This window comes from Pseudomonas sp. W17, from assembly GCF_040268305.1.
In the GTDB taxonomy this organism is placed as follows: domain Bacteria; phylum Pseudomonadota; class Gammaproteobacteria; order Pseudomonadales; family Pseudomonadaceae; genus Aquipseudomonas; species Aquipseudomonas protegens.
Map to the genome: position 1 here is coordinate 3,015,251 of NZ_CP158490.1, position 23,707 is coordinate 3,038,957.

The window sequence follows — 23,707 nt, forward strand, 5'->3', positions numbered from 1 at the left end:
GGCTCACTTGCGCCTGGCGTCAGCATCATTGAGTCGACCGGGCTCGGGGTCGCTTTGCTCGACGGTACGCGATGCGTCGGCACCACCGGCATGCCGGTCGAGCACCAGGCTGGCGGTGTTGGTGGCGAGCATCTGCCGGACCTGTAGCTCGGTTTGTAGCAGGCGGATTTCGCGTTCGAGAGCATCGATGTTTTTCGTCAAGGCGGTCTGTGCGGGCTCGGCGGAAGCGATGTTCGGTTCATGACTGCCCGCCAGCAGCGTGCGCAGTAGCAGGAGCGCTTTGTCGAGCACGCTGGACAGGGCCGTCTCACTGGCCAGGCGCCGCGCCAGGAGTTCCTGATCAGGATCGTCGCGCAGCGCTTCGATCACGCCACGGGTCACCGGCAGCATTGAACTGGAGGCTTTAGCCAGGTTGTCAGAAGTAAGCGGCAGAGAGTCGGACAGCAACCCTTGCAAGGCCTTGAGGCGTTCGCTGTAGGCCTCTTGGATCAGCGGCGTCAATCCGCTGCCAGCGGTCGCACGCAGGGTTTCGCAGGTGTCGCAGGTCGCGACTTCGCTCTCGCCCAGCACGCGAACTGCCCATTCGGACTCCTCCTGGGGTGAGGCCCATGTCTGGCAAATGGCCCCACCCAAACAGTCGCTGCTACTGATCGACGCACTGTCATCCACCGTCCGGTTATGCAGCAGGTTATAGCCTGCGCGGACCACGTCGGCGGTCACCCGAATGGGCGTCTGTCCGTTACCTCCGGCCTTCGAACCGCCGACCCAGGACACCCCATTGTTGCCGTTATGGGCCTCGGTGTTTTTCACCGCTGCCACCGCATCACCGCCGGTTTGCTCCAGATTGCCCTGCATCTCCTGGTTTTTGGCCAGCGCGCCCCAACCGGCTTGACCGACCTTATCCGCCATCTTTTCGGCCATGGCCTGGCAGGTTAGCTTGGAGCGGTCGAAGTCGATCCGACCTTGCATCACCCCGTTACTGAGTAACTCATAGAGACCGGGGTTGGCGCGCTGGATGATCAATGCTGGCAGCGACATCACCGCTTGGGTCGCGTTCTGCACGATGCTGCCCATGATCTGCTGGAAACCTTCGGTGACGCCGTTCAGCTGGTTTTGCAGGGTATTGGTGAGGCTCATGTTTCCGCACATCATGTTCGCTCGCCAGGAGCCGCCGACGCCGAGACCGCTGGGTCGGTAGAGCGAGCTCGGTGAGCCGACTGCCGAGCCGCCACCAACGGTGTACATCACCCGGTCGTCGAGTACTTCGCCTTGGGTACCCAGGCGGTAATCGCCCTCGGCGGCGTGGGCATGCGTGGCTATGGCGAGCAGTCCACAGAGCAGCAGGCTCTTCACGGCACGCCATGGTCGCGCGCACAACCGGCTCATGATGCATCGCCTTCGAAGTCGATGCTGAACAGGAAGGTCTGCCCCTCACGTTTGCAGCAGCTATAGGGGCGCCACAGCGACCAGGCGTAGCCGCCATCCGCGCTCTGTACTGGATCGCTGGGGAAGATGGCGCACGTGGGCTGAACCTGAGGGTAGAGCAATTGCCATTTGTGGGTCGAAGCGTCGTTTTCAATGATCGGGCCAGGCGGCCAGTAGCCGTCGCGTTTTGCTGGCGTGAGCGGTAAATACACATGCGGCTGTCCGTTACGGGTAATCACATCGCCGGCCCGTTGTGCCATGACTGCGGCCGCCTTGAAATCGTCGGGCTGAACCAGAAAACCCTGCCGTGGATAAACGTTGCCCCACATGTTTCCTGAGGCCTGACTACCGACTTCACGGATCCCCGGCATGAGCGACTCGGGATAGAAGCTTTCCGGGATGCCATGACGCCAGGCCAGTGAGTCCAGGGTGCTCAAGTAGTAGGGCATGAACGCGGTTGCGCCGCTGGTGCAGGCATAGCCGGATTGCGAGGCCAGTTGTGTGGCGGCCCAGCCCCCGGGGTGACCAATGCCATCGACGTTCTTGAAGCGGGGCAGATTGTCGCGCTGGGTGTTCGGCGTAATCAGGTTACCGCCACCTTCCGCACCGCTGATGGAAGAGGAGAGGGTGGCCATCTCGGTCCATGGGTTACTGCCCGTGGTGGAATAGCTCGAAACCACCAGTTCAGGAATGAAATGACGAACCTTGGTCGAGGTTTTGACTGTGCATCCGAAGGGCGTGCAAAGGAGCCAGAAACAAATGCCGACGACCCTGTAGGCGAGGCAATTTGGCGACAACACCGAGGATGTGATGCTGCCGGTGTCCAGCGCTACGCTTGGCCCGCACACCAGCAGGATGCTCAGCGTCAAAGGTCGTAGCTTCTGGGGCGCGATTGATGGGCATACGACAGGCATGGTCCAGGCTCTTTGGGCTAATGGCCTGGACACGTTCGATGATTGAACGTACACCGTCAGTGATAAAGCTGAAGCTGGCGTTGTCGGTTTACAAGGATTTGCAGGGCGACGAGGTAGCTATTCGATGCTCAACGCACGGCGAAGGGTGTCTGACTCAGTGAGGAGCTGATCCGTCGTGATTTCGAGAATATTGGCGAGTTTGCACAGGACCATCAGCGACGGATTGCCCGTGCATCGTTCGATTTGACTGACGTAGGTACGATCGACCTCGGCCATGAGCGCCAACTGCTCTTGGGTAAGGTTCTTTAACCGTCGCATCAAGCGGATGTTTTCCGCCAGCTGCAGACGAAGCTGTTCGTAGTCTTGAGTCATGCGCGCAAATTGCGCCTTGAGGGACTCTCAATCCACGGGATATAGTCTACATTGGTATTGATCTAGGCCATTTGATGCACATACCTGTTATCCAGCGTTCATTTGGTTACGTTATGATTTCGAGGCTAGGTCCAGCGTCTAACAATAAAATCAGAACCCTAGGGTGTGTATGGACGAAAACTACATTTCAATTCCTGCGGCGGATGGTTGCCCAAGTCTTCTGACGCCTTGGGGCAACGAGTTTGCCTCGATGATCGAACGTGGCGTGCAATGTGCTCAGGCTTGGCTTGATACGCCCGGCGAGATTCCCCTGTGGTGGGAGCTGGCGCAAACCCGCAAGACCTTTCCTGTCGGTGACTGCCAGGATGCCTTCGAAGCCGGATTCTTGTTGAGGATTCAGCAGCGGCTCCGGGGCGTACCGCAATAAGCGGTCACTCGCTTTAGAGCGAGAGGCCTGAATAGATTCCCCTATGCGGGCTCTATTCCTCGCGCTCTATCGATCCGTTCAGCTACCCGATACGCCGCTTCCAGTTCTGAGCAGCCGTTCTCCTGCATCAGTGTCCAGCGCTCGGCTTTTTCCTCGGGCTCCGTCATGGCCAGGGCGAGATAAAGACTGGGCGGCACGGCCCGAAACAGCGTTTCGAGCTTCTTCGATAACACGACCCCCTCAGTGTATTTACCCGGTTCCTTACTGGCGGAGAGCAGCAGGTTTTTTTGCGCTGGTGTGAGCTTCTTGAAGCGGGCTATCTCTTCGATTTCCGCCGGCGGCATGTTCAAACAAATCCACCATTCGATCATATTGAGCATGGTCTGTGCGACAGTCGGAAAATCAGCAAGGTTTTGCGTCGCCATCCAGAACCAAGCGCCGAGCTTGCGCCACATCTTCGTCCCCTTGACCACGAATGGTGCCAGCAGCGGGTTTTTGGTGATGATATGGCCCTCGTCGGTGACCATGATGATCGGTCGGCCCAGGTACTGGTCGCGTTCGGCTAGGTTGTTCACGGTGTTCATCAGGCTGATGTAGCTGATGGACATCTGCGCCTCGTAGCCTTCGCGAGCGTAAGTGGCGAGATCGACAACGGTCACATCGCTCTCGGGCCAAGGCGTGCCCTCGCGATCAAACAGTTCACCCTCGAAACCCTGGCAGAACAGGTCGATGGACTCGCCCATTTCCTGGGCACGCTCGCGACGCTTTTCCGGCAAGTGCGGGTCAGCGGCGACGCGCAGCAAGGCGTCGCGCACGTCTCGGGTCAGTACCTGCCGACCCACCGCGACACACGTCTGTGCCGCATCCAGAATGCACTCGCGGATCAGACTGCGATCGGCTCGACTCAAGCGGGCTTCTTCCTTGGCCTCGCCGCCGGTGATCATCAACCGGGCGGTGATTTCCAGTTCGCCGAGCACGTCGCGCTGGTCCTCGTGACTGGCTACCGCTTCATCGTCCCACTCATCAACGGAAAGACTCGCCACCTGATCTGGCTGCTCGACTAGACGGTAGGAATCGGCAAAGGGGGCGAGACTGACCGAGGCGCCAGGCTTCAATTGGACCTTGTTGACCGACAAGCCCTGTGTCGCGAAGTAGTCGCCCTGCAAACCGAATGAGTTGCCGGCCTCGACGATAAACAGGCGAGGGCGGTACACCGCCATTACCTGCATCAGCAGGGTGACCAGGGTGGCCGACTTGCCGGCACCGGTAGGGCCGAACAACAGCAGATGGCCGTTCATGGCCCTGTCCAGGCGTGACAAGGGATCGAAGCTCAACGGCGAGCCACCACGATTAAACAGGGTGATACCGGGGTGGCCGGTGCCCGTGCTGCGGCCCCAGACCGGAACCAGGTTCGCCAGGTGCTGGGCGAACATCAGGCGTGTGTACCAGTTGCGCGTGTCGCGGGCCGGGTTGTAAGCCATCGGTAACCAACGCAGGTAACTGTTGCACGCGGCGACTTCATCGCCTTCGCGTACCGGTTGCAGCCCCGCACCCAGCAGCGCGTTGGCCAGGCTGACCGAGCGCTGGTGCAATTGCTGCTCATCGTGACCGCGCACGTAGAACGCCAGGGTGCCGCGATACAGCTTGTGCTGGCGACCGATGATCGCACGAGCCTCTTCAACATCTTGGCGGGTCTGGGTCGAGGCTAGGTTTTCACCGATGGCTTTGCGGGCAAGGCGGTTCAACTGATCCTCAAGTACATCCTGAGGTTTGACCACCAAGGTCAGACTCATCACCGTGCCTTCGGGTAACTGGTCGAACAGGGCATTCACCGCGTCGCCCTTGCGGGTTTCTCCGGTGAGTTGACCAATCAAGGGCGCCCGGCGAAGCTTGTCCACCACCATGACCCGGTGGGGCTGATCGTCAAAAAACCAGAGTCCGTGCTGCACATCCGAACGCGGTTCGTTGAAGAACAGCCGCTCGGCAAAGTCATGATCGAAGGGCAGTTCCAGCGACTCGCCCTCGGCAGACTCCGGATAGGCAACGCGCTGGTAGAACTCCTCGGGCGCTTCATTGGTTAGCGTGGGCGCAGGATTGAACCAGGGCACTAACCAGGCATAAAGACCTCGGCCATCGACTCGTGTCGATTGCACCCCGCACGCCTGCAACGAAGCCGCGATACGTTCGCAAGCCTGTTGCAGGGATTGCACTGGAGTGAGTCCCGTCTCCTCAGCGTCAGACTCAAGCCAGCGATAGATCACCAGGCGCACCCGTCGGTTATTGCCACGCCAGGATAGGCGCGTAACCACCTTATCCTCAAACAGACCACCGGGCTTGGTGATGGCCTTCAGATGACGACGGCTGAGCTCCAAATATGCCTGGGTGAAGACCGTGCCTCGCGCGCTGTCCCGGATATAGTCGGTGAGTCGGGTCAGATAGGGGGTGAAATCGTTGTCGTCCTGGCAGAAAAACTGCGCTATCCAAGGCGCTTGATCCAACTCGTCAAAGCTATCCTGCAGGGCATCCTCGAGGGCATCGCGGGCCGCCATCAGCCAATCGGGTTCGCGCCCTTCGGTGCCGATGGGCAGCAACTCGAACACCGCGCCCACCGAACGATTGTCATCGAGCAGAAAACACTGCTCAGTGTCGAGGTACTCGACCCAAGGCAGGTGATCGGTGAAGCTGGGGTTGTGCGCATACAGTGCGGTTTCATCGGCTAAGGTCACGCGAGGGCGCGACGGGTTGCGCCAAGCTTTCCACGCGGGAGTGCGGTTGCCCGAATCTCCGGTACGCACTACAAGTCTTCCTGACGTTCACCAGGTAATGCGTACTGCACTCGTTGGTAGAACGGAAAGACGGTTGAGTAACCCGGGACCGGTGCTTGCTCGGTACCGCTCAGGTGCGGATACACGTACAGCACCAGATCGGGATTGGGCAGGCGAGGGAACAGGTTGCGGATCTCGTTCGCCGCTGTGCGCGTGTACGGTTCCTGTAGAGAAGAGGAGAAATCTGCCTGAGCCAGCGGGCGGCGTAACTGTTGCCGAGCCTCCAGCAGTTGCTGCTGAGTGCCTTGTGAACCGGCGCCGTTCCAGATGTCCAGCATGGTTTGCTCGCCATGGGGCAGAAGCGTTTCCTTGTCGGTGGAACACCCCGTCAGGACCCAGCAGAGCAAGCTAATCCAGGTCAGGCAGAGAAGCATGGTCTTTTTCATGGCGAACGCTCCGGCCCTTGGGCTCGTAGTCGATGGTGATCTCATGGTCGAGGTGCAGTGCGACCTGTGCTGCAGGTGGTACGTACACGGCAGCAAAGGCTTCGCCATACAGTTTGTTCACCCACTCGCGGATGTCGCTGACCCCACCACTGAGAATTGAATTCAGTGCGCTATTGCCACTGCTGCTGGTGACTCCGAGCGTACTGCCGCCCGAACTGATCACACTGCTGTTGTTCCGCTCATCCCCGAGCAGCGCTGCGACACCGGCACCGGCGGCAGTGATCAGGCTCTGGCTGCCGAGGTATTGCTGGGCGTTCGAGCGGCGCTCGCCAGCGATGCAAGGAATGCCATACGGATCGGACAGGTAACCGAGCCCGCCACGGATCTTGTCGGTGTTCGAGCTCTGGGTGGTGGAGGCAGTGCGGCTGGCTATCGCCTTCGGCTGAGGCACCGTGCGGATGGTGCCATCGGTAAACACAAAGGTAATTGACTCGACCTGTCCGCGTACGCAGGATAGGGTCCAGTCACCGGACGCCGTGCCGCTCATCACGGCCCCCGCGACGTCCGGCAGGTCGATGCCGTTGGCGGTCAGGTTCTCCGGACCGACCAGCACCTTGAAGGGATAGGGGTCATTCACGGTGCCGTCCACCGGGACTCGGCCGATCAGCGCGGTCATGGCGACCGAGCCCATCAGCGTGGCGTTTTCGGGGATCGTGTAGACCGGCTTCGCGCCTTCGGTACGATCAACGGATCGCGTCAGGTCGCGCTCACCCTTGGTAGCTGCACGTAGCTGTTTCTGGCTGCGATCAATCGCGTTGTCTTTCAAGCCTTCCAGAGAGTTGAAAGCGGTAGGCAGGCTCAGTGCGGAGGAAGTCGTGGTTTTGCCTCTGGCGTCGGTGAACGGAGCATCCGAGGGTTCAATCCACTGCAGTGCATCATTGGTAGAGTGTCGCTCTTCGAACTGAGCGCCGTCGCCGGGCTCAAGCCCCAATCCGATCGGCATGTCCTTGCTTTTGCCAGCCAGCCCCGACAACTGTTCCTGCAATTGCGTCAGCAGGCCGCGAGCCTGACGACTGTCTTGTTCCGCTTTGAGTCGGGCCTCGTTGGCTTGGCGGCGGCCTTCGTCGACCTGCTGGGTCACACTGCCAAGCGCGGTCTGGATACGCGAATCGACACTGTTTTCCCGCTCGCGTAGGCGGTTGTTTTCCGTCTGCAGTGAGTCATTGTGTTTCTTCAAACCGAGCATGTCGCTGCGCATGGCCTTCACCTGGCCGACCAGGGTGGCGACCGTGTCGCGTGGGGTATCGCCCGCAATGCCGAGCGACTTGGCTTGCTCGGCGGATAACTGAATATTGCCCTGATCAACTGGGTGCTCTGGAGAGGAAGTGTTACTACCCGCGACCCAGGTTTTCAGGATGATTACCACCACGCCCAGCAGCGCAGCCGGTACCAGCCATTTGAGCAAGGCGTTAGCTTTCATCGTCAGCACCTCGCGCAACGGGCGGGAGCAGCACGGCTTGCTCGAGGCCGGCACCGCGGGTCACAAGGTAGGCGATCGTGGTGTCTTCAGCGCTGCCGACAGGCCCGAGGAAAGCATGCTGGAAAGCCGCGGCGAACAGCTTGGCCTGAAGTCGACGTGGATCGAGTTGCACCGTCTCTGAACCACGATTGCGCAATTTCACCGCCGTCACCCAATAATCACCGAGTCGCCAGACGGCGATGGGTGTGCTGGACACGTTTTCCGTCGGCAGCAGGGTTGGCAGTTCGGTGCGCAGCTTGAGCGGGACGCGGCGTACACCGGGCAGGGACTCCACGGTGCGCAGCGGCGCGTACAGGCTTTGCGCGGCGTAGCGCGTCAAAGCGACCGGGGTCGGTGTGCGTTCTGGAATAGGGACGGCGCTAGATTCAGCCTCGGTAGCTTGCCCCTGAGCATTCTTGAGAATACGTACGGGCTCCAGCGGTTGATCGCCGGAAGTGGCCGCGATATCCAGGAGGATAATCTCGCCCGTCGTGACCGATTGCAGTTGCAGTCGGGTCGGGGCAATGGCTTCTGACGCGCGCAGGTACAGCGTGCCGCCAGTTGATTGCACACGCAGTTTGCCTGTCAGGGTTGAGGGCACGCCGACCCGAACATCCTCATTGATAAAGACCACTCGTTCCTGATTGATCACCAGCGGGACCGCGAGGGGGAGGCGTTCCCAGTGCATCAGCTCGACGGCCTGCGCTGCAGCTCCCCATAGCATCAGTGCGACGGTGAGTCCCAGGGTAGAAATCCGCTTCATGGCTCACCTCCAGGCAGGGAGATTTTTTGCGGAGTGCCCTGATAACAATCCAGTGCCAGCCCCCACTTATTGCGCTCGGGGTCCAGATCAAAACGCACCACGCGCAATGGATAACGCACCACCACCCGTTTCACCGGTTCGGCGGCGTAATATTCATCGGCATTGAGATCGAGCTTGACCAGCCAGCTGTCGCGGTCGAGTTTCTTGACCCTGAGTTCCGGATCTTCGCTGTAGCCTCGGCCCAGAATTTCGTAGACGCCACGCACCCGCTGGCGCAGCTCGCCGGCGGCCTTACGATACTCATAATCACCGTCGAGGAAGGCCTTGCAGGCGGGTGTCAGGTAGGACTGCAAGCCATAGATGGCGCGGCGGTAATCCTGCTCGCCATCCGAAGGCCAGCGGTTGAGTTGGCCAAAGATGTACAGGGCAAAGGCATAGACATTCTCTGGGGGGACATCCCACCACTTACGAGTGCTGCCCGAGCGCAGATCCGGGGGGACATGCACCGTCAGATCGGTCGGTGCCGAGCGCCAGCCATACCAAAGTCCGGCACAGACCAGGGCCAGAATCACTACCGCCAGACGCAGGCTGAAGATGTGGGCCTGTTGGGCATCCACCTTGTTCCGAAATCGGCTCATGGCTGCCACCGGGACAGGGCAGGGCGCAGTCGACGCGAACGGCGAACCGTCCAGGCGCCGGAGTGCAGGATCAGACTTCCGCGACCCAGGCGCGAACGGCTGGCCAGTACCCATTCGAGTTTGCGGTACAACCAGGTCTCGGGGCGAGCCCGTTTGGCCCGACGCAGTAGTGTGCCACCGGCAAATAGCACCACCGCCATGCCTGCGATCATGCTGGTTGGCGCCACGGCAATGGAGACGGTTGCGATCGCCAGAGGTACACCCAGCACCAGGCCGACAAGTGCGCCGGCACCGAGCGCCACCCACATCTCATCATTGGTCAAACCACGCAATACGGCAGGATCACGATTGAGTCGCTCTGGTAGAAAAACCAAGGTGCCGTCGGCAAGGCGTTCGATAGCGTCGTTCATGCCAACCTCACAGAATCGCGGCAGCCTTGGTCAGGAACCAGATGATGATCACCACCAACAGAGCACCGATACCGACCACCGCACCCAAGTCCTTCCAGGTCTTACGCTGGTTTTGCACGTCGGCGTACACGGTCAACGAATGCCAGGCCACCCCCAAGAAAGCGAGCAGGGCAATCAGCAGACCGAGCAGGATGCCGCCGTCGTAGGCGTAGTTTTTGATCGTCTCGATCAACCCGGAACCTTCACCACGTGAAGGAGCTTCCATAGTCGGTAGTTCGGCAAAAGCCAGGCTTGGACCGAGTACCAACAGCAGACCGATCAAGCGCTGGCTAGCGCGATCACGCAGATTGTTTTTCAGGGGGACAAGGCACTTGAGCATGACGGCGATCTCCTGGATTAGGAAAGGGTGAAGAACATCAGGACCAACAATGCGAGCAGCACGCGCATGGCGCTGCCACCGAAGGCTCCAAAGCGCACACTGCCGGCGGCCCATCCTCGGTAAGCCGTCCACATCACCCAGGCACACCAGAGCAAAGCCAGGACGAGAACCAGGGACAGCCAGAGCGTCGAACTGCTCTGCGGTGAGAAACCGGAGGCGTTTTGGAACGCCGAGGTCTGAGCTTCAGTCATGGCGACGGCTCCGCTGACGGAGTGTCGAGGCGGTATTCGCCGACCAATTCAGCGGGATCGCGGGGTTGCGCACGGGAAGGAAACAGGTATCCCAGCACACCATGGCGGATGCGTTGGATGTCTTGAGTCAGTTGGGGATAGTCGAAGCGATAGCGTTCGTTTGGTTCAGAGGTACTGGCTACCTCAGCTTGCGTCGCAAGGCGTTCGATAATGTCGAGTTGTTGCGGGACCAGGCTGAGCTGTTCCTGCTCATGAGCAGATGCGGCATAGCTGCTGCCTTGAACAATGGTCAGTGAAAGGAGCAAAAAGTTGCGATAGATGGTAATCGACATGATGCTGGCCCATGTGGAGATGGAGTCAGAATCAAGTTAGCGCTTGAATTATTCAGTATTAAACGCGAGGTGGGATGTATCGCTTTTTTAGCGGAAAGCGGAAGAAGACACTCACACTACATGAGCAATCGATTGGACCATAAAGAAAGCTCAGACAGCACTCTTACCCATTAATAATGTGTTGTTCATGCAGCAATGAGTGGATTTGCTCGTGCTTGAAGGCAGCATGGGTGACGAAGAGCTAATCATCGCTTAACATTGGAATGTTCATTTTTCATTTCCCTAAACTGAAGGAAGTTTCACATGTCTCGGTTGGTTGAATTTCGTAAGCTTGAGCAACAACTGGCCGAACAGCTCGCAGAGCTTGAGTCGATGAAAAGTGATTCCGGCCTAAAAAAAGAAATGGAATTTGAGAGCAAATTGCGGGCGTTGCTTGGCGAGTACGGCTTCAGCTTGAAGAACATCATTAGCATCCTAGATCCAGAGGCTGGCCGTCGTACCTCGACACTAATAGCTCCTGTGAAGGCCGCGCGTAAAGCTCGCGATGTGAAAATTTACAAAAATCCGAACTCTGGTGAGCTGATCGAAACCAAGGGAGGTAACCATCGGCAGTTGAAAGAATGGAAAATCGAGTTTGGTGCAGACGTTGTCGAGTCGTGGCGTACGCAGTAAGAACGGTTTGATTGCAAGGGCTCTGCATGCGTCCTTGTTTGTCGGTGAGGGTGATGAGTCCTGAATGCGAATCTTGGTCCCACTCCTGCACCAATCGTGAGGCACACTCCCAAATTTTGGGAGTCTGCCTTTCACTCAACACTCCGCTCGAAGTGGGGAATCTCGGTCGAATTCTGGCGGGTGAACTCGTGCGGTGTATCAGTTCTGCAGACGCTGGATAACTATCCTGATACCAGGGGGATATACGACGGAAAATATAATTTTTCCGAGTCAGAGATATTTCTTAAATGTAGTTGCCGTGATTGCCATTGCGATACCAAGCATTACAGCACAAGGCAAAAATACGGCCATAGGGTTGAGCGAAAAGGGTAGAGATAGGTAAATGATCCAGGGCACGATCAGCAGTGGTATCACTGCGCGCTTGGCGCGGTGATAGACAAAACTGCTCTCACGGCCCGCGCCAAATTTGCGCAGGTCACGGCGCATCAAGCCATCCACAAAACCAGTGAACATGGCCAACAGAAATAAGGGTGTGGCTAGGACTAGAATGGTCAGGCGCACCACGAAGGTAAAGGTCACATACACTGCAGCCAGCACAAAATCCTCAATGCTCAGGTATAGCTGATTGGTCCAACTCCAGAAGCTGTTGCCCTGACTCGACACCCGCGCCTGCCGGGCAAAATCCGCAAAGCCAGTCTTGACCAGCAGCCACTGATTGAGAAAATCCAGTACTTGAACGATTGTTTGCCCGGGTTGTTGGAGGATGAGTGAAGCTTTGAAGTGCTCGCTGAGCCATCCCAATTCGCTATTCAACATGGCCTGGCTGTGTCGCCAACCCTGATCGCCCCAGAACAATAGCAGGCCGGCGAACTCTATGAGGATCGAGAACAGTAACGAGGCGATCAGCAATCCGACGATGCGCAGGACCAGGCTGATTGCCGAGATGATCAACCCCGGGCGCTGGACCGGTTGTGGCGGCGTGTTCTGGACGGAAGTCGCCATCGTTCACTCCATTGCGCGCTGCAGCGTTGATGTCTTCACGACGCCTTCTGGACAGTTTTCTGCTGAATCAAAACCTGTAGCGGGGGCGGGCTACCCCACCTGATCCAGATCGAAGTTTGTTGTTGGGCCGCCCCCGCTGGCAGTCCACCACTGTCCCGCCTGCTCGTTGTAGGTGGCCCGCATCCGCTGAGTGAGTTCCTGCAGATCCTTGGGCATGGCATCGTCGTTGGAGGGTTTAGGTAAAGGCATGCGGACTTTCCAGAGCTGCCCACCGGCCTGAAAGGAGAACATTTGCCCCTTGGGCAAACTGACGATATGAGCAGGCTCGATCAGCGGCACACTGGTGCTGCTGACACGATCCTGGGAGGACGAAGTGAAGTCGGTATTGGCTTCAGGATCGGAGGTGTCAGTCGCACCCGACACCAAGGTTCTAGTTAGCACGTTGACCTTGGGCAACTGCTGGGTGAGCAGCTCCGCAGTTGCGGTCTCGCGTACGCGGAGCATCTGCAAGGTGTTGAAGTTGCCGATGACCTGGCCGGCCTTGGCCCGGTTGCCGATTCGCGCCTCGATATCGCTGAGGGTCTGGGTGTAGGCCGTCACCTGGATGCCGGCACCGCCACCCTTGTTGATCAGCGGGATGAATTCATCACCCATCAATTCGTTGAACTCATCGGCGTGTAGGTTGATCGGCAACTTGTCACTGTTGTTACCCGATTGGGGCAGGCCATGGTCGATGCCGTGTTTGTAGATGTGTCCGGCGACCGACACCAAGTCGGCGAACATGGAGTTGCCCACCGCGGCGGCCACCTCGGCGTCGGTCAGTGCATCCAGACCGACGTAGACGATGCCGCGTTTTCGGATGATCTGCATCCAGTCGAAAATTGGCCGCGGGTCATCTAAATCGGTGTAGTTGGGGGCCAGTAACTGGGCGGTCTTGCCGGTGGTGAGTTTCTCCAGCAGCGGCAGTAGCGAGGCAACGATTTTGTCGAAGTAAGTACGGTCATATCGGACCGCCGAACGCAGTCCGTCCATGACCGGATCAAATACCCGCTTCAGCGCCAGGTACTGCTCGATGGCCACCACACGCTTTTCGCGCCCCACCATATGCCGGGGAATGTTCTTCTCGGTGAGCTTGCCTTCAAGCTGGACGATTACTTCCCATGCTTTCGGATCGGTTTTGGCGAAAAACTGCTGGGCGTATTCGATGAACAGTGCGTCGATGTTGACCACATGTCGCTGGATCTGCAGGTAGTCTGGACGTCGGCCCAGCTCGATCAAAGCACGGGCGATGATGTTGACGAATCGCCAGGCAAACTCGCGAAAGGCCGCAGAGTTGCCTTCACCGCTGAGCTGTCCAGCGATACGCGATGCAACCTCCGAGATGCGCCCGAAACGTCCCACGGCGTTGTAGCGTGCGGAGATCTCCGGCCAGCCCAGATGGAACACATAAAACTCTTTCTCCCGACCGGCGCGTTTGGCTTCGACGTACATCCGTTTGAGCAAGTCGGCGTCGCCCTTCGGATCGAAGACGATGACCACCTCATGCTCGATGCGATGAATATCCTGGGTGATGTACACCTCGGCGAGCCGGGTCTTGCCGACACGGGTAGTGCCGAGCACCAGGGTGTGTCCGACCCGTTCGCCCAGCGGCAGACTGACTTCCGTTTCATCGGGCTCGACCCCATGCAATAGTGGCGAGCCACCTACCGGGGGCAAAGGCCGCATCGGATTGAAGGCACTGTCCCAGGCCGTGACACGGGCCAGTATCGAGAGTGGAAACGGTGCATGCTCCAGGCGCCGCTCGAGTCCACGGGCCAGGCGGTAGCGGGTCGGTTGGTCGATATAGTGGGCGACCGCCGGATCCTGGGCCTCGACCAAGCGCTGGGTGTGCAGGCGGGTCCAGCGAAATCCTCGGCCCATGAACAGACGCTTGCGGCTGACCGGAATCTGCCGACTGGTCAGCTCGTAGCGGGGCAGCCGACGGATATTGCGCCGATAACGCAGCACCTCCCAGGCTTGTCGCAGCCGGATAAGGCCGAACAGGGCATAGGCCAGCGCTGCAACCAGACCGATCTCGGGTGACAGGGCCACAGCCCAGGGCGAGTACACGCACAACACCGCGGCCGCGATGCAGATCGCTACGGTGTACAGCTCCACCGCTGGCCGGAGCTTGGACTCCATCGCATGCTCGGCCATGACCTGGACTCACTGTTCCAGTGAGGTGGCAGTGATCAAGACGGGGTAGTGCTCAATCTGCAGGCGGGTGGCGATGTCGTTGCCGTTGACCGGCAGGATGGTGATGCCCGGAGCGGCTGCTCGAATCCGGCCCAGGGCTTCAGTATCGGCCACTTCCACGGCGAGGCCAGCCGCGCCCATTTCCTGCAGTTCAGCCGCGCGTTGACGCAACCAAGCCAGTGATTGGGGATCCTCACCGATCAGGAAGAAAGGCCGTAAGCCCGGCATGTTCAGGGCGCGAGGCGTGATCTGGCCTGGGCTCAAGTGGGAGCTGCGGATGGGCAGTATCCAGGCTTCATCGGCAAACGTGGACAGGTCCGCAGGCATGGCCCGATCAGGGTGGATCTTGTTGTTTATTGACGGCCTGGCAACTTGAAAAGGGGGGCGGGTGAAGTCGCTAGGCTGATCCGCGGCAACGGTCAGTTCCGGCTGGGCAAAAGGTGCCAAGAGCAGGATGCAATAACAGACAATGGGGATTCGCTTCATGGTGGTGTGCCCTGTTCAAAGGAAGTCAGCAACTGTTCGAGTCTCTGGGAAAAGCCAGCACGGTAGCGTGCTGCCGGCGTTCCGCCTGCCGGACGGTGATAGCGCCCGGCAGCTAAGACCCAATCACCGGTGGCAGCGTGATGCTCCTGCAGCAGCGCGGCGGTCACGGCGAGATTTCGGTAGGGATCAAGGGCTTCGCAAGGGCTGGAAAAACGTTGGCCGTGGTAACCCAGGTTGGTTTGCCCGAGACCGGCATCGACCCGCTTGGCGTCATGTCGGGCGAGTGCCTGAAGCAAGGCGTGACAGGCGGTCTGGCGAGTGGCGAAGCGGTAGGGTGTTCCGGCGATGTTCAGGGTCCAAGGCCAGGGCAGCAGTCGACCACGGACGCGGGCACCACTCTCCTGCAGGGCAATCGCGAACAGCACCGTAGAAGGGATGTCGGCGTCATGCGCTGCCAGTTGGTAGGCAGGAGGCGGAAGTTCGTCAGCCTGGACGGCGAGCATCGTCAGCATGAGCGAAATACCACTCAGTCGAAGCGTTGCCATTGTCCATTCACCTGTTGGAACGTGGCGGGCAACGGCCCCGGGGCACCCAGGCTGAACCAGCGACCACGGTCATGGTTCAAGGTGATCTGCTGGCGTTGGACCTTGACCGGATCGATGTCGGCTTGCCGAGCCCAGCTACGGACGCGTTCATCCTGGCCTTGGCTGCCCACCAGGTAGATATCGAACGCCGTGTCGCTGATTTGCAGACGCTGCGCTTCGTCGGTGCACGCTGGGCAGTGGTCCTCCACAAACAGGGCCTGGCGCGGCACGACCGATGAGCTGGCAGGGGGCGGGGAGGCCATGCCCTGGATCGGCAGCAGCCCGGGAAACAGCTTGGCCCAGGCTGCAGTGTAAGCGTTTTGGTAGGCCAACTCGCGCTCGGCGCGTTTGGCTTCCAGCGCTACCTGTAATTCGGCATAGTGCTGGCGCTCTTGGTCGGTCTGGGCCTCGACCCCGAGTGCGGTCAACGGATCGAGGTTCGGGCTCCAGAAACCGCGTGGGCCGGCTTGGATCTGTTCGAAGCGCGTCCACTCCTGCTCCGTCAGACCCCAGCTCGCAGCCTGTTCAGAGTGAGATCGTCCCAGCGGAGCGGACTGCGTGTCCTGGATCTGTGACTGTGCCGTGATGGGGTTACCCATCGCAGCACTCGTGATCAGTAACGAAATCAGACAGACGACGGGGAGTAGTGGCGCTCTGTTCATGATCGCTTCTCAAGGGAGGTGCACGGTCTGGTCTGGCTGAGCGGCCACCGCGAAGATGGCTGAGTTCGGCTCCAGTATTTTCAGGCGCCAAGCCCCTTGCTGCTCACCGCTATGTAGCAGCCGGACATCCGTGAGCGAGCGGCTGTCATGAGGTGCGACCGCCAGAAAGCGCTCACCACCGCGGGACTCGACACTCAATATTGAAAACGGTGGCGAGAGCGGGGTGGGTTTGGGGCGAGCGGTCTTTTTCGGTTTGGTCGCAGAAGGCGTCGGCGGTGGAGGGAATGGCTTTGTCCTGAGGTCCAGGAGCTGCTGCTCGACCTGTTCAAGGCGTGCGCGCAGCGCTGTCAGGTCTGCCTGGGTGGCGCGGGCTGCGAGACCATCGCGCAGTTCCTGTATCTCTTGCGCCCACTGATCCAACATCGGATCGAGGGTATTGGCCTGTTGCTCACCAGTATCGACCATCTGCTTCAGGTCTTTCAGCGCGTACTGCAGCTTCTCCTGGGCGTCCTGGAGGGCGCTTGAATCATGTTGCAGGGTGTCCAGGGTTTGTAGGTGTTGGGTGTTCGTGCTCTGCAGTTCGGCCACGCGTTGATACTGGTTATACAAACCACCGCTCAGGCCGGCGACCGCCAAGCAAAGCAGCCCAATGATGAGGGTTTGAAACGTCGAGGCTCTCATGGGCGTGCCTCCAACAGATGGGGCAAGACGGGTGTGATCAGCGCGACGCCAGCCTCCGTTTTCTGCTGTTCGAAGCAGACTGAACGGCTGACTTCGTCGGTCGTGAGTTGCCAGGCGGGGCCAGCGAGCACCTGCAGCGCGCGGCGCAAAGAGATCGGGCCGAGCCGGTAATGGGCCGCGGGCAGGGGCCGAGTAAACAGCACCCTCACCGACGCGGTAACGGGGCAGAGCGCATAGCCCGAGCGCTGCAATACGTACAGCAATGCATCCTGCACTGAAGGGTTCAGGCTGGACGGGATGCTCACGTCAATGATTTGGGCAAGAAGATCGCGTTGTTCCGTGGTGGGCTCGGTGCTGACCAGCGTGTAGCGGCCATAACGAAGCTCTGCCGGATGGCTTTCTTCGGCTATGCCCCTCGAGTGCTGGGCCCGATTGGAGCCACTGTCGATCTCTGGATGGGTCGGCAAAGGGTTGGGGATTTGCGCGGTGCAGGCGCTCAACAAACCCAGCAGGCAGACAGGCGTGAAAAAACGCTCCATGGAAAAAACCTCATGTCAGATTCAGTGCAGAACCTGACATGAGGTGAAGGAGCGATTCAGTGAGAAAGTTGATTCATGGTGGGTCGTGTTAACGCTGAACGCGTTGCCATTCATCAAAAATGGCGAGCCCATCCAAGACGGCAGCGTCGGGGTCGAAGATCAACAATCGCACATCCGCCAATGCCGCCAGATACAGTACGTTGACCAAGGCTTCCGGTGTGCCTGCGTCGAGTTGTTCTTGTCTCAAGCTCGAATAACGATTGCCCTCAATGTTCAGCAAGTTCTCGTCCGTCCATGGCGTGCCGATCAGTTTGCAACCGATACCGCAGCAATCTGGCAGCGTAAAAAGCTCGAACAAGAGGCCGGTTTGCCGCAGAGCGAAGTTACTGACCCACTCCTCCAGATAAAGCATCGATTCTTCGGGAAGGTGCGCGGTACTGATTTCCCAGGCTCGACTGTAGTGTCCCGTTTCGAAGCTCAAGCGATGGACCATGGCTTGTGCCTCTTCCAGGTAGTACAGGTCACCGAGGTGATGCCGCTCGTTGAGCACTTCGCCCATCACGGCGTAGATCACTTGGCGTACCAGCCCGCTGGACTGACAGCGTTCATCCAAATCATCCGGAATGGATTGGCCTTCGCTGATAACGGCGAAATCGTCATTGAACAGGCAGGGGAACAGTTGCAGTTCGTCGTCGGGCAGATGGGCTTGTGCGTCGTGCACGGGTCGAAAGCAGGGAGGGCAGTCGTCTTTGTAGGTGATCAGTAGCAGCCGTTCGATATGAAGGTTTTCGTAACCGCGAGCAAATGGGTTTGAGGCCGTCAGCAGGGCTGCAGCTTGGTGTGTGGGGTTCATGAAGGTTCTCCAGAATGAAAATGAACAAGGCGCCCGAAGACGCCTGTGAGGGTTAAAGCCAGCCATGTTCGGCAAGAGAGAGAGGACGACCTTCACCCACGATGAAGTGATCCAGTACGCGCACTTCGATCAAGGCCAAGGCCTCTTTCAACCGTGCGGTCAAGACGCGATCCGCCTGGCTGGGTTCGGTACACCCTGAGGGGTGGTTGTGAACAAAAATGGCGGCCGCAGCGTTATTCGCGAGGGAGCGCTTAACGACTTGGCGGGGGTAAACGCTGGCGCCATCAATGCTGCCGTGAAAGAGCACTTCGAACGCCAACACGCGGTGCTTGGCATCGAGAAAAATCACACCGAAGACTTCATGCTCTTGTTGTGCAAGATGCAGTTTTAGGTATGAGGTCACGGCGTCAGGTGACGTCAGATTAGGGCCTCGGGCGAACAACCGACGATCCAGAATACGCAGCGCTTCGTCGATCAGCTGGTTTTCTTGGACGATACGATTAGCCTCGAAATCCGAGGTTTCAATCAGTGTGAGTTGAGTGCTCATGGTGCCTCCAAAGGGAACAATCAGGGGTACACGCCCGAGAGGAGTGGTGTCCCCGAGGTGGAAATAGAGTCGCGAGCATTAGTCGATGGCGCGCTGTTTACAGCCGAGTGAATCGGTGGCGTTGACCGTGTAGGTGTGAACCGCAGCCGTCGCAGGGTAATGGGGAAAAGGCTCTCATTCCCCAGCCGGCTTCGGGATTGAAGTCGGCACTGATGGGCATTAACCGAACCAGTCCACGATGGATGTCGGCGATGCGTTTTTCGATTTCATTCGCCGTGTAGTAGAGCGACAACGTGCTGTAGTCCTCGTAAGCCGCAGCGAACAGGCACTCGTCGCAAAGCCAGAAGGATTCCATAAGGTTCTCCTGTGCTGATTGAAGAAAAGGCGCTCGACAGAGCGCCTTGATGAGGAACATCGTGGATTGTTCAGGCGGACTGAACGGTATGGGTGGCATCACGGTGGGCCATGCGTGGAGCGGGTAGAGATTCAGGTTCAACCCGAGCCTCTGTTGGGTTTTCGGTTTCCTCAGCTTCGGCATCAACCGACGTTGGAGAGGGTTCATTGATCGGCGCTTGCTCAGCAGGTGCTGTTGCTTCCTGCCTGGCGGGCGCTTTGTATTCGAACGTGCCGTTGACCTTGATCCAGTCGATGAACAGCAGACGACCTTTCAGGCTGGCGCCCGGTTGGCCTTTTTTTTCGCCTTTCTCGTAGAGAAACGGATCGATCCACAGGTCGCCGATACGGAACGACAGCAAGACCTTTTTCTCGGTGTTGACGGCGTCCATAAAGAGACGAATCAAGCGTTCAGCTTCGCCCCCAGCGACTTTGCAGTCGAAGCGGGTGTACTCCACGGCATCGGTGGCACCGTGCAGGGCGGCGATATCGCAGGCCATGAATGGCTGGCCGCGGCGGACTTGTACTTCACGAACACGGTTGAGGTAGCCGATACCGACGGTGTGCAGGTTGAAGTAGGTGGTCGCTTCTTGGGAATGGTTGGCGTGGGCCATGGTGGTTCTCCTGTTTCAATGGAAAACGGTGACGCACAGTCCCTGACGGGGAAGTGAGTCCCCGTCAGGGTAGGTAAGGTGAAGTCGAGCAATGAACGACTCGCCACCGGCAAGCCGATGACGATCAGAACGATGCGTCTGGGGGAATAGCGGTGCAGCAGAGAAACGTCTGCGGTGGTGATTCGCAGGCATGAGGTAGTGGGCATTCATTACCGCTGAAGCGGTAACCGCGCGAGCTTCCGAACGCTGATCGCACTTGGGTAAGCCACCACGAACGTGGCGTAGCCTTGAAGGTTTTGGCTACCTGGGCTGGGCTGTCAACGACAGCGAACCACGCCCTTTGTATAAGCTTGTCATAGGGGAGCGTCAAGACGCTGCCACCCGATTTTTTATGGCCGGAATACAATGGCAGTCACTGGATTGAAGAAAGTGAAGAGTGGGCCTGGCGGGGTGCCAGGCGAGGAACAGAAAAGCCACCTTTGGCGGTCTTACGCAGTCGACGAGCTCCTCGCAAAACTTGGTTTGACTGCGCAATGATTCGCCAACCTACCCTTGTCGTGGCCTGGGTCGGAAACTACTGGCACGCACCCGCCACCGTGATCAGGTCGAGCACAAGAGAGAAATGAAATTCCGCAGACGAGACGGCTCCGAACTCTAAGAGTTCAACCGAGCTGCCCGGACCGAATCGGCTTTGGGTCGCCGTTGGCGGTTAACCGCCGACACTGGCGTGGAGCATCGCCCCCGTCACAGACGAGCAGCGCGTGGCCGGCATCTACCGGCGTTCCGTCATGCTCACCAGCGGGCGCTACGCGATGCTGGATGACGCATGGGATTTAGTCTGGTGCCTTGGCAGCCAGCGACAGAGAAGAAGCTTGGGTAGCAGATGGCCGCGGCGGTGATGTGTCGTGGGAGATCAGGCGCAACGTAGCGCCTCTTTCTGATAACAATGGAGGAAAGACATATCCTACGATTTAACCGCTGCCCCCTTCTTCGCTTCGTCGAGCAACCATTGAGCAAAAGCTTGTATTGGCTTTCTGCCCAATCCGATGGGCTCAGGGAGGATGAGGCAGAAGGTTTTGGAGATGGTTTTTCCCTCCGGCCACGGGGCGACCAGGCTTCCTGACGCAAGTTCGGTTTCAACGTACAGGCGGGGTACTAGCGCAACGCCGAGGCCGGCCAATGCGGCTTCTATCAACATTCCATGGAGATCAAAGCGTGCGCCAATTGCAGGATTGGTCAGCGGAGTTCCCGTCTCCTCGGAGTAGTGTTGCCAAGCTTCAGGGTTCTGTCGTCGGTGCAGGCGCGGTAATTCGTCCAGCGCGGCTGTTCGATTGCGTCCTGTCAGAAGTCCGGGATGGCAAACCGGAACCAGCACTTCATGCAACAAGGGGGATGTCCGCATGCCCGCCCACGCCGGGTGCTCGAAATGGATGGCAGCATCAAATCCGCTCCCGGCCAGGACGAAGGGTTCCATGCGCTCGGCCAAATGCACAGTAATGTTCGGATGCTTCTGCTGGAATCGTCCCAAGCGAGGAATGAGCCATCGCATCGCGAACGTCGGGATAGTGGCAATGTCCAGGCTTGCGCCATCGTTCGGCTGCCCCATTAAGTACTGACTGTCCCGATCCAAGCGGTCAAGCGATTCGCGAACTTGGACAGCGTAACGCTCTCCGTTAGGAAGGAGTCGGACCCGATTGCCGACCCGCTCGAACAGCGTGACCCCGAGAAAGGCTTCCAACCGGCCAATCTGGCGACTGATAGCTCCTTCAGTCAAAGACAGTTCCTCTGCTGCGCGCGCGAAACTGCCGTGGCGGGCGGCGGCTTCAAATGCTGTCAGTGCCGTGCTGCTGGGGATCTTCCTTCGCATGAGCGTTCCCGTTCTGAAGATGGCGATCCAGCTTAGCTTGATCTTTTGTAACTGAAGCATACCGAATAATCGTTTTATGCGCTGAGATCAAGGTCATACCATGACGAGACATCAACAAAGAGGGCCGGACGCACAAGAAGTCCGGTAGCGAGTGATCCATGATCTACACCGTCGAGTGCAGCTTTGCCGACCCAGCCAGCGAAGCAGAGTGGAATGATTTTTATACCTTGGAAAAGCTACCCGCGCTTATTTCCGTGAGCGGGTTCCATACTTCGCAGCGCTTCAAGGCGTTTAGCGCTGGTTGCCCTGTGTACCTGGCCATGCACTCGATCGACAGTCTGGCTGTGCTTGAGGGCGATGAATATCGCCAAAAGGGCGGGGGCAACTTCGCACGCTGGCAGCAGCACATCACCGATTGGCACCGCAATCTTTACGGCGGCCTTGAGCGTGCGCCTGCCATCGGTGAAGGGGAGCATCTGATCGTGAGCGCAGTCGGTCCCGAGCCGTTCATCGAGATGGGGCTCACGCCTGAGCAGATGTGGGCCGTGGCATTGGAGAAGTGTCCTGAAAACAGGTGGCTGGCGAAGCTGGGTAGCTCCACCAGTCTCGGCTTGGATGCGCTTCCCAAGGGCGTGCATCTCTATACCCCGATGACCGCGCAATTGACGAGTCACGATGGCACAGTGCCGCAGACCCAGGCGGACAACCATGCCTAACCTGACGATCTTCATCCAGGCGGAAAAGATGCCGCCCGAAGCGTATCTGTCGGAACTCACTGAAGAATGCACTCGACTTTGCACGGACGGCCTCCGGGCTGCGTTGGACAACGTGCATGTCATCTATGTCGCTGCCCGCCACGGGCGCGGGCATCCTGCTTACGCGCAAATCAAGTACCGCCTCGAACCGTTTAGAACGCCATCGGTCATGGACGATTTCATGGCGCGACTGGATGAGGCAATAAAACGCCATGCGGGGCTAACGGCGCGCATCCGTTGCTTTGGCTATCCAGCCGATACCATCTACGCGCGGAACTGATGATCCGCAAGGAGTGCCGCAATGAACCACGTGAAATTTCCGGGCCAGCAGATCGGCGAGTTTACTATTACGGCCATCAGTGACGGATACCTTTGCGCAAGTCTAGATCTTCTCTCCAATATCGATCCTACGGAGGCGTCCAAATTGCAGCAGGACGCAGGCGTGAGCGATCCATCCTCGATCCACATCAACTGTTACCTGGTGCGTGGAATGGGCCGCACGATCCTCATCGATGCGGGGGCTGGTGGTTTCAAGCAGTGGGGCGGCAAGCTAAAGGCGAATCTCGTGCTTGCTGGCGTGCAACCCGCTGACATTGACACCATTCTTCTGACCCATGCACATCCCGACCATGTTGGGGGGCTGCTTGACTCTTCAGGGGAAGCAGCCTTTCCCGATGCAGAGCTAGTCGTCCACCAGCGTGAGGTTTCTTTCTGGGAGGACGATGGCAATCTCAGTCGAGCGAGTGAGCGTGCTCGTGGCAACTTTCTGTTTGCTCGGAAGGTGTTCGATCAGTATCGGGAGAAGACGCGCCTGTTTACTGATAGCGAAGTTCTCCCTGGCATTAGTGCGATGCCCCTTCTGGGGCATACCGCAGGACATTCCGGTTATCGTCTCGATTCCAATGGTCGTAGTCTGCTGGTTTGGGGGGATATCGTTCACTTCCCCCAAATCCAGATTGCTCGTCCCGACGTATCCATTGCGTTCGACCAAGATCCGCTTCTTTCCGCCGAAACACGATCCAAACTATTGAATGTTGTTAGCTCGGATAAGATTCTTATCGCTGGTATGCACCTTGGCGAACTCGGATTTGCACATGTCGAGCGGCTAGGCAAGAACTACAAAATTTCCTACGAAACTTAGCGGCTGTTCGAGATGCCTACGATGCGTCGGCTACG

29 protein-coding genes and 1 pseudogene are annotated in these 23,707 nt (G+C 58.6%); 6 read left to right on the forward strand and 24 right to left on the reverse strand.

The features are described from left to right. Positions 1 to 3: 3 nt before the first annotated feature. From ABCR88_RS14055 to ABCR88_RS14065, 3 genes are all read right to left on the reverse strand, one after another. Positions 4 to 1,386, reverse strand: a complete 1,383-nt coding sequence (locus ABCR88_RS14055) for an integrating conjugative element protein (protein WP_236188307.1) — start codon at positions 1,384 to 1,386, stop codon at positions 4 to 6. After that, positions 1,383 to 2,339 carry a TIGR03756 family integrating conjugative element protein gene (locus ABCR88_RS14060; protein WP_236188306.1) on the reverse strand — a complete coding sequence of 319 codons (957 nt, stop codon included), beginning with the start codon at positions 2,337 to 2,339 and terminating at the stop codon, positions 1,383 to 1,385. Before ABCR88_RS14060 ends, ABCR88_RS14055 begins: the two co-directional genes overlap by 4 nt. A gap of 117 nt (positions 2,340 to 2,456) precedes the next feature. After that, a complete protein-coding gene (locus ABCR88_RS14065; RefSeq protein WP_236188305.1) occupies positions 2,457 to 2,711 on the reverse strand; it encodes a helix-turn-helix transcriptional regulator in 255 nt (84 codons plus the stop codon). Positions 2,712 to 2,880: 169 nt separating this feature from the next. Here ABCR88_RS14065 and ABCR88_RS14070 point away from each other — a divergent pair, with 169 nt between their 5' ends. Then, positions 2,881 to 3,138: a LasR-specific antiactivator QslA gene (locus ABCR88_RS14070; protein WP_069551349.1), complete on the forward strand. Its 258-nt coding sequence runs from the start codon at positions 2,881 to 2,883 to the stop codon at positions 3,136 to 3,138. A gap of 41 nt (positions 3,139 to 3,179) precedes the next feature. Here the strand turns inward: ABCR88_RS14070 and ABCR88_RS14075 are convergent, their stop codons facing one another. The 9 genes from ABCR88_RS14075 to ABCR88_RS14115 are packed head-to-tail and all read right to left on the reverse strand — an operon-like array spanning position 3,180 to position 10,641. Further along, positions 3,180 to 5,933, reverse strand: coding sequence for a conjugative transfer ATPase (locus ABCR88_RS14075; protein WP_236188303.1), 2,754 nt, complete (start codon positions 5,931 to 5,933; stop codon positions 3,180 to 3,182). Next, complete coding sequence (locus tag ABCR88_RS14080; RefSeq protein ID WP_122513570.1) at positions 5,933 to 6,349, reverse strand: TIGR03751 family conjugal transfer lipoprotein; 417 nt, start codon at positions 6,347 to 6,349, stop codon at positions 5,933 to 5,935. Before ABCR88_RS14080 ends, ABCR88_RS14075 begins: the two co-directional genes overlap by 1 nt. Then, the gene (locus ABCR88_RS14085; protein ID WP_236188300.1) at positions 6,312 to 7,829 is read right to left on the reverse strand and encodes a TIGR03752 family integrating conjugative element protein; all 1,518 of its coding nucleotides are present in this window, start codon (positions 7,827 to 7,829) and stop codon (positions 6,312 to 6,314) included. The genes ABCR88_RS14080 and ABCR88_RS14085 overlap by 38 nt, the downstream gene beginning before the upstream one ends. After that, positions 7,819 to 8,631 carry a TIGR03749 family integrating conjugative element protein gene (locus tag ABCR88_RS14090; RefSeq protein WP_236188299.1) on the reverse strand — a complete coding sequence of 271 codons (813 nt, stop codon included), beginning with the start codon at positions 8,629 to 8,631 and terminating at the stop codon, positions 7,819 to 7,821. Before ABCR88_RS14090 ends, ABCR88_RS14085 begins: the two co-directional genes overlap by 11 nt. Further along, positions 8,628 to 9,269, reverse strand: coding sequence for a PFL_4703 family integrating conjugative element protein (locus tag ABCR88_RS14095; RefSeq protein ID WP_236188298.1), 642 nt, complete (start codon positions 9,267 to 9,269; stop codon positions 8,628 to 8,630). Before ABCR88_RS14095 ends, ABCR88_RS14090 begins: the two co-directional genes overlap by 4 nt. Continuing rightward, positions 9,266 to 9,679 carry a TIGR03750 family conjugal transfer protein gene (locus tag ABCR88_RS14100; protein ID WP_236188296.1) on the reverse strand — a complete coding sequence of 138 codons (414 nt, stop codon included), beginning with the start codon at positions 9,677 to 9,679 and terminating at the stop codon, positions 9,266 to 9,268. The genes ABCR88_RS14095 and ABCR88_RS14100 overlap by 4 nt, the downstream gene beginning before the upstream one ends. 7 nt (positions 9,680 to 9,686) lie before the next feature. Continuing rightward, positions 9,687 to 10,058, reverse strand: a complete 372-nt coding sequence (locus tag ABCR88_RS14105) for a TIGR03745 family integrating conjugative element membrane protein (RefSeq protein ID WP_003174125.1) — start codon at positions 10,056 to 10,058, stop codon at positions 9,687 to 9,689. Positions 10,059 to 10,075: 17 nt separating this feature from the next. After that, positions 10,076 to 10,309, reverse strand: coding sequence for a TIGR03758 family integrating conjugative element protein (locus tag ABCR88_RS14110; protein ID WP_003174124.1), 234 nt, complete (start codon positions 10,307 to 10,309; stop codon positions 10,076 to 10,078). Beyond that, the gene (locus ABCR88_RS14115) at positions 10,306 to 10,641 is read right to left on the reverse strand and encodes an RAQPRD family integrative conjugative element protein (protein WP_236184596.1); all 336 of its coding nucleotides are present in this window, start codon (positions 10,639 to 10,641) and stop codon (positions 10,306 to 10,308) included. The genes ABCR88_RS14110 and ABCR88_RS14115 overlap by 4 nt, the downstream gene beginning before the upstream one ends. Positions 10,642 to 10,944: 303 nt before the next feature. On the opposite strand from ABCR88_RS14115, the gene ABCR88_RS14120 reads away from it, so the two are divergent. Next, positions 10,945 to 11,313 carry a histone-like nucleoid-structuring protein, MvaT/MvaU family gene (locus ABCR88_RS14120; protein ID WP_236184594.1) on the forward strand — a complete coding sequence of 123 codons (369 nt, stop codon included), beginning with the start codon at positions 10,945 to 10,947 and terminating at the stop codon, positions 11,311 to 11,313. Between the two features lie 270 nt (positions 11,314 to 11,583). On the opposite strand, the gene ABCR88_RS14125 is transcribed toward ABCR88_RS14120, so the two are convergent. From ABCR88_RS14125 to ABCR88_RS14175, 11 genes are all read right to left on the reverse strand, one after another. After that, the gene (locus tag ABCR88_RS14125; RefSeq protein WP_236188289.1) at positions 11,584 to 12,315 is read right to left on the reverse strand and encodes a TIGR03747 family integrating conjugative element membrane protein; all 732 of its coding nucleotides are present in this window, start codon (positions 12,313 to 12,315) and stop codon (positions 11,584 to 11,586) included. A gap of 90 nt (positions 12,316 to 12,405) precedes the next feature. After that, positions 12,406 to 14,511 carry a type IV conjugative transfer system coupling protein TraD gene (gene traD / locus ABCR88_RS14130; RefSeq protein ID WP_236188287.1) on the reverse strand — a complete coding sequence of 702 codons (2,106 nt, stop codon included), beginning with the start codon at positions 14,509 to 14,511 and terminating at the stop codon, positions 12,406 to 12,408. Between the two features lie 9 nt (positions 14,512 to 14,520). Next, on the reverse strand, positions 14,521 to 15,036 hold the full coding sequence (locus ABCR88_RS14135; protein ID WP_236188281.1) for an integrating conjugative element protein: 516 nt from the start codon (positions 15,034 to 15,036) through the stop codon (positions 14,521 to 14,523). Beyond that, a complete protein-coding gene (locus ABCR88_RS14140) occupies positions 15,033 to 15,581 on the reverse strand; it encodes a lytic transglycosylase (protein WP_236188280.1) in 549 nt (182 codons plus the stop codon). Before ABCR88_RS14140 ends, ABCR88_RS14135 begins: the two co-directional genes overlap by 4 nt. Beyond that, complete coding sequence (locus ABCR88_RS14145; RefSeq protein ID WP_236188279.1) at positions 15,563 to 16,282, reverse strand: TIGR03759 family integrating conjugative element protein; 720 nt, start codon at positions 16,280 to 16,282, stop codon at positions 15,563 to 15,565. Before ABCR88_RS14145 ends, ABCR88_RS14140 begins: the two co-directional genes overlap by 19 nt. A gap of 9 nt (positions 16,283 to 16,291) precedes the next feature. Further along, complete coding sequence (locus ABCR88_RS14150; RefSeq protein ID WP_236184578.1) at positions 16,292 to 16,963, reverse strand: tropomyosin; 672 nt, start codon at positions 16,961 to 16,963, stop codon at positions 16,292 to 16,294. Continuing rightward, positions 16,960 to 17,502 carry a PilL N-terminal domain-containing protein gene (locus ABCR88_RS14155; protein WP_236184576.1) on the reverse strand — a complete coding sequence of 181 codons (543 nt, stop codon included), beginning with the start codon at positions 17,500 to 17,502 and terminating at the stop codon, positions 16,960 to 16,962. Before ABCR88_RS14155 ends, ABCR88_RS14150 begins: the two co-directional genes overlap by 4 nt. Before the next feature lie 88 nt (positions 17,503 to 17,590). Continuing rightward, positions 17,591 to 18,355, reverse strand: a complete 765-nt coding sequence (locus ABCR88_RS14160) for an ABC transporter substrate-binding protein (protein ID WP_236188278.1) — start codon at positions 18,353 to 18,355, stop codon at positions 17,591 to 17,593. A 52-nt stretch (positions 18,356 to 18,407) separates the two neighbouring features. Continuing rightward, positions 18,408 to 18,902, reverse strand: a complete 495-nt coding sequence (gene radC / locus ABCR88_RS14165) for a DNA repair protein RadC (protein ID WP_236188277.1) — start codon at positions 18,900 to 18,902, stop codon at positions 18,408 to 18,410. Positions 18,903 to 18,999: 97 nt separating this feature from the next. Further along, positions 19,000 to 19,257: a hypothetical protein gene (locus tag ABCR88_RS14170; RefSeq protein WP_236188270.1), complete on the reverse strand. Its 258-nt coding sequence runs from the start codon at positions 19,255 to 19,257 to the stop codon at positions 19,000 to 19,002. A gap of 70 nt (positions 19,258 to 19,327) precedes the next feature. Next, positions 19,328 to 19,909 (reverse strand): STY4534 family ICE replication protein, encoded by a 582-nt coding sequence (locus tag ABCR88_RS14175; RefSeq protein ID WP_305415657.1) that lies wholly within the window; start codon positions 19,907 to 19,909, stop codon positions 19,328 to 19,330. A gap of 709 nt (positions 19,910 to 20,618) precedes the next feature. On the opposite strand from ABCR88_RS14175, the pseudogene ABCR88_RS14180 reads away from it, so the two are divergent. After that, a pseudogene (locus tag ABCR88_RS14180) lies at positions 20,619 to 20,884 on the forward strand (DUF3363 domain-containing protein); the annotation flags it as partial. On the opposite strand, the gene ABCR88_RS14185 reads toward ABCR88_RS14180, so the two are convergent. Further along, positions 20,874 to 21,836 carry a LysR substrate-binding domain-containing protein gene (locus ABCR88_RS14185; protein WP_236184566.1) on the reverse strand — a complete coding sequence of 321 codons (963 nt, stop codon included), beginning with the start codon at positions 21,834 to 21,836 and terminating at the stop codon, positions 20,874 to 20,876. The pseudogene ABCR88_RS14180 and the gene ABCR88_RS14185 sit on opposite strands and share 11 nt — an antisense overlap. Positions 21,837 to 21,934: 98 nt before the next feature. Here ABCR88_RS14185 and ABCR88_RS14190 point away from each other — a divergent pair, with 98 nt between their 5' ends. Genes ABCR88_RS14190 through ABCR88_RS14200 form a run of 3 tightly spaced genes read left to right on the forward strand, consistent with a single transcriptional unit; the run spans position 21,935 to position 23,672 of the window. Further along, positions 21,935 to 22,492 (forward strand): sugar ABC transporter, encoded by a 558-nt coding sequence (locus ABCR88_RS14190; protein WP_236188268.1) that lies wholly within the window; start codon positions 21,935 to 21,937, stop codon positions 22,490 to 22,492. Further along, entirely contained in the window at positions 22,485 to 22,811 is a 327-nt protein-coding gene (locus ABCR88_RS14195; protein ID WP_236188267.1) for a hypothetical protein, read from the forward strand. Before ABCR88_RS14190 ends, ABCR88_RS14195 begins: the two co-directional genes overlap by 8 nt. Before the next feature lie 21 nt (positions 22,812 to 22,832). Further along, positions 22,833 to 23,672, forward strand: coding sequence for an MBL fold metallo-hydrolase (locus ABCR88_RS14200; protein WP_236188266.1), 840 nt, complete (start codon positions 22,833 to 22,835; stop codon positions 23,670 to 23,672). The last annotated feature ends 35 nt before the right edge of the window (positions 23,673 to 23,707 follow it).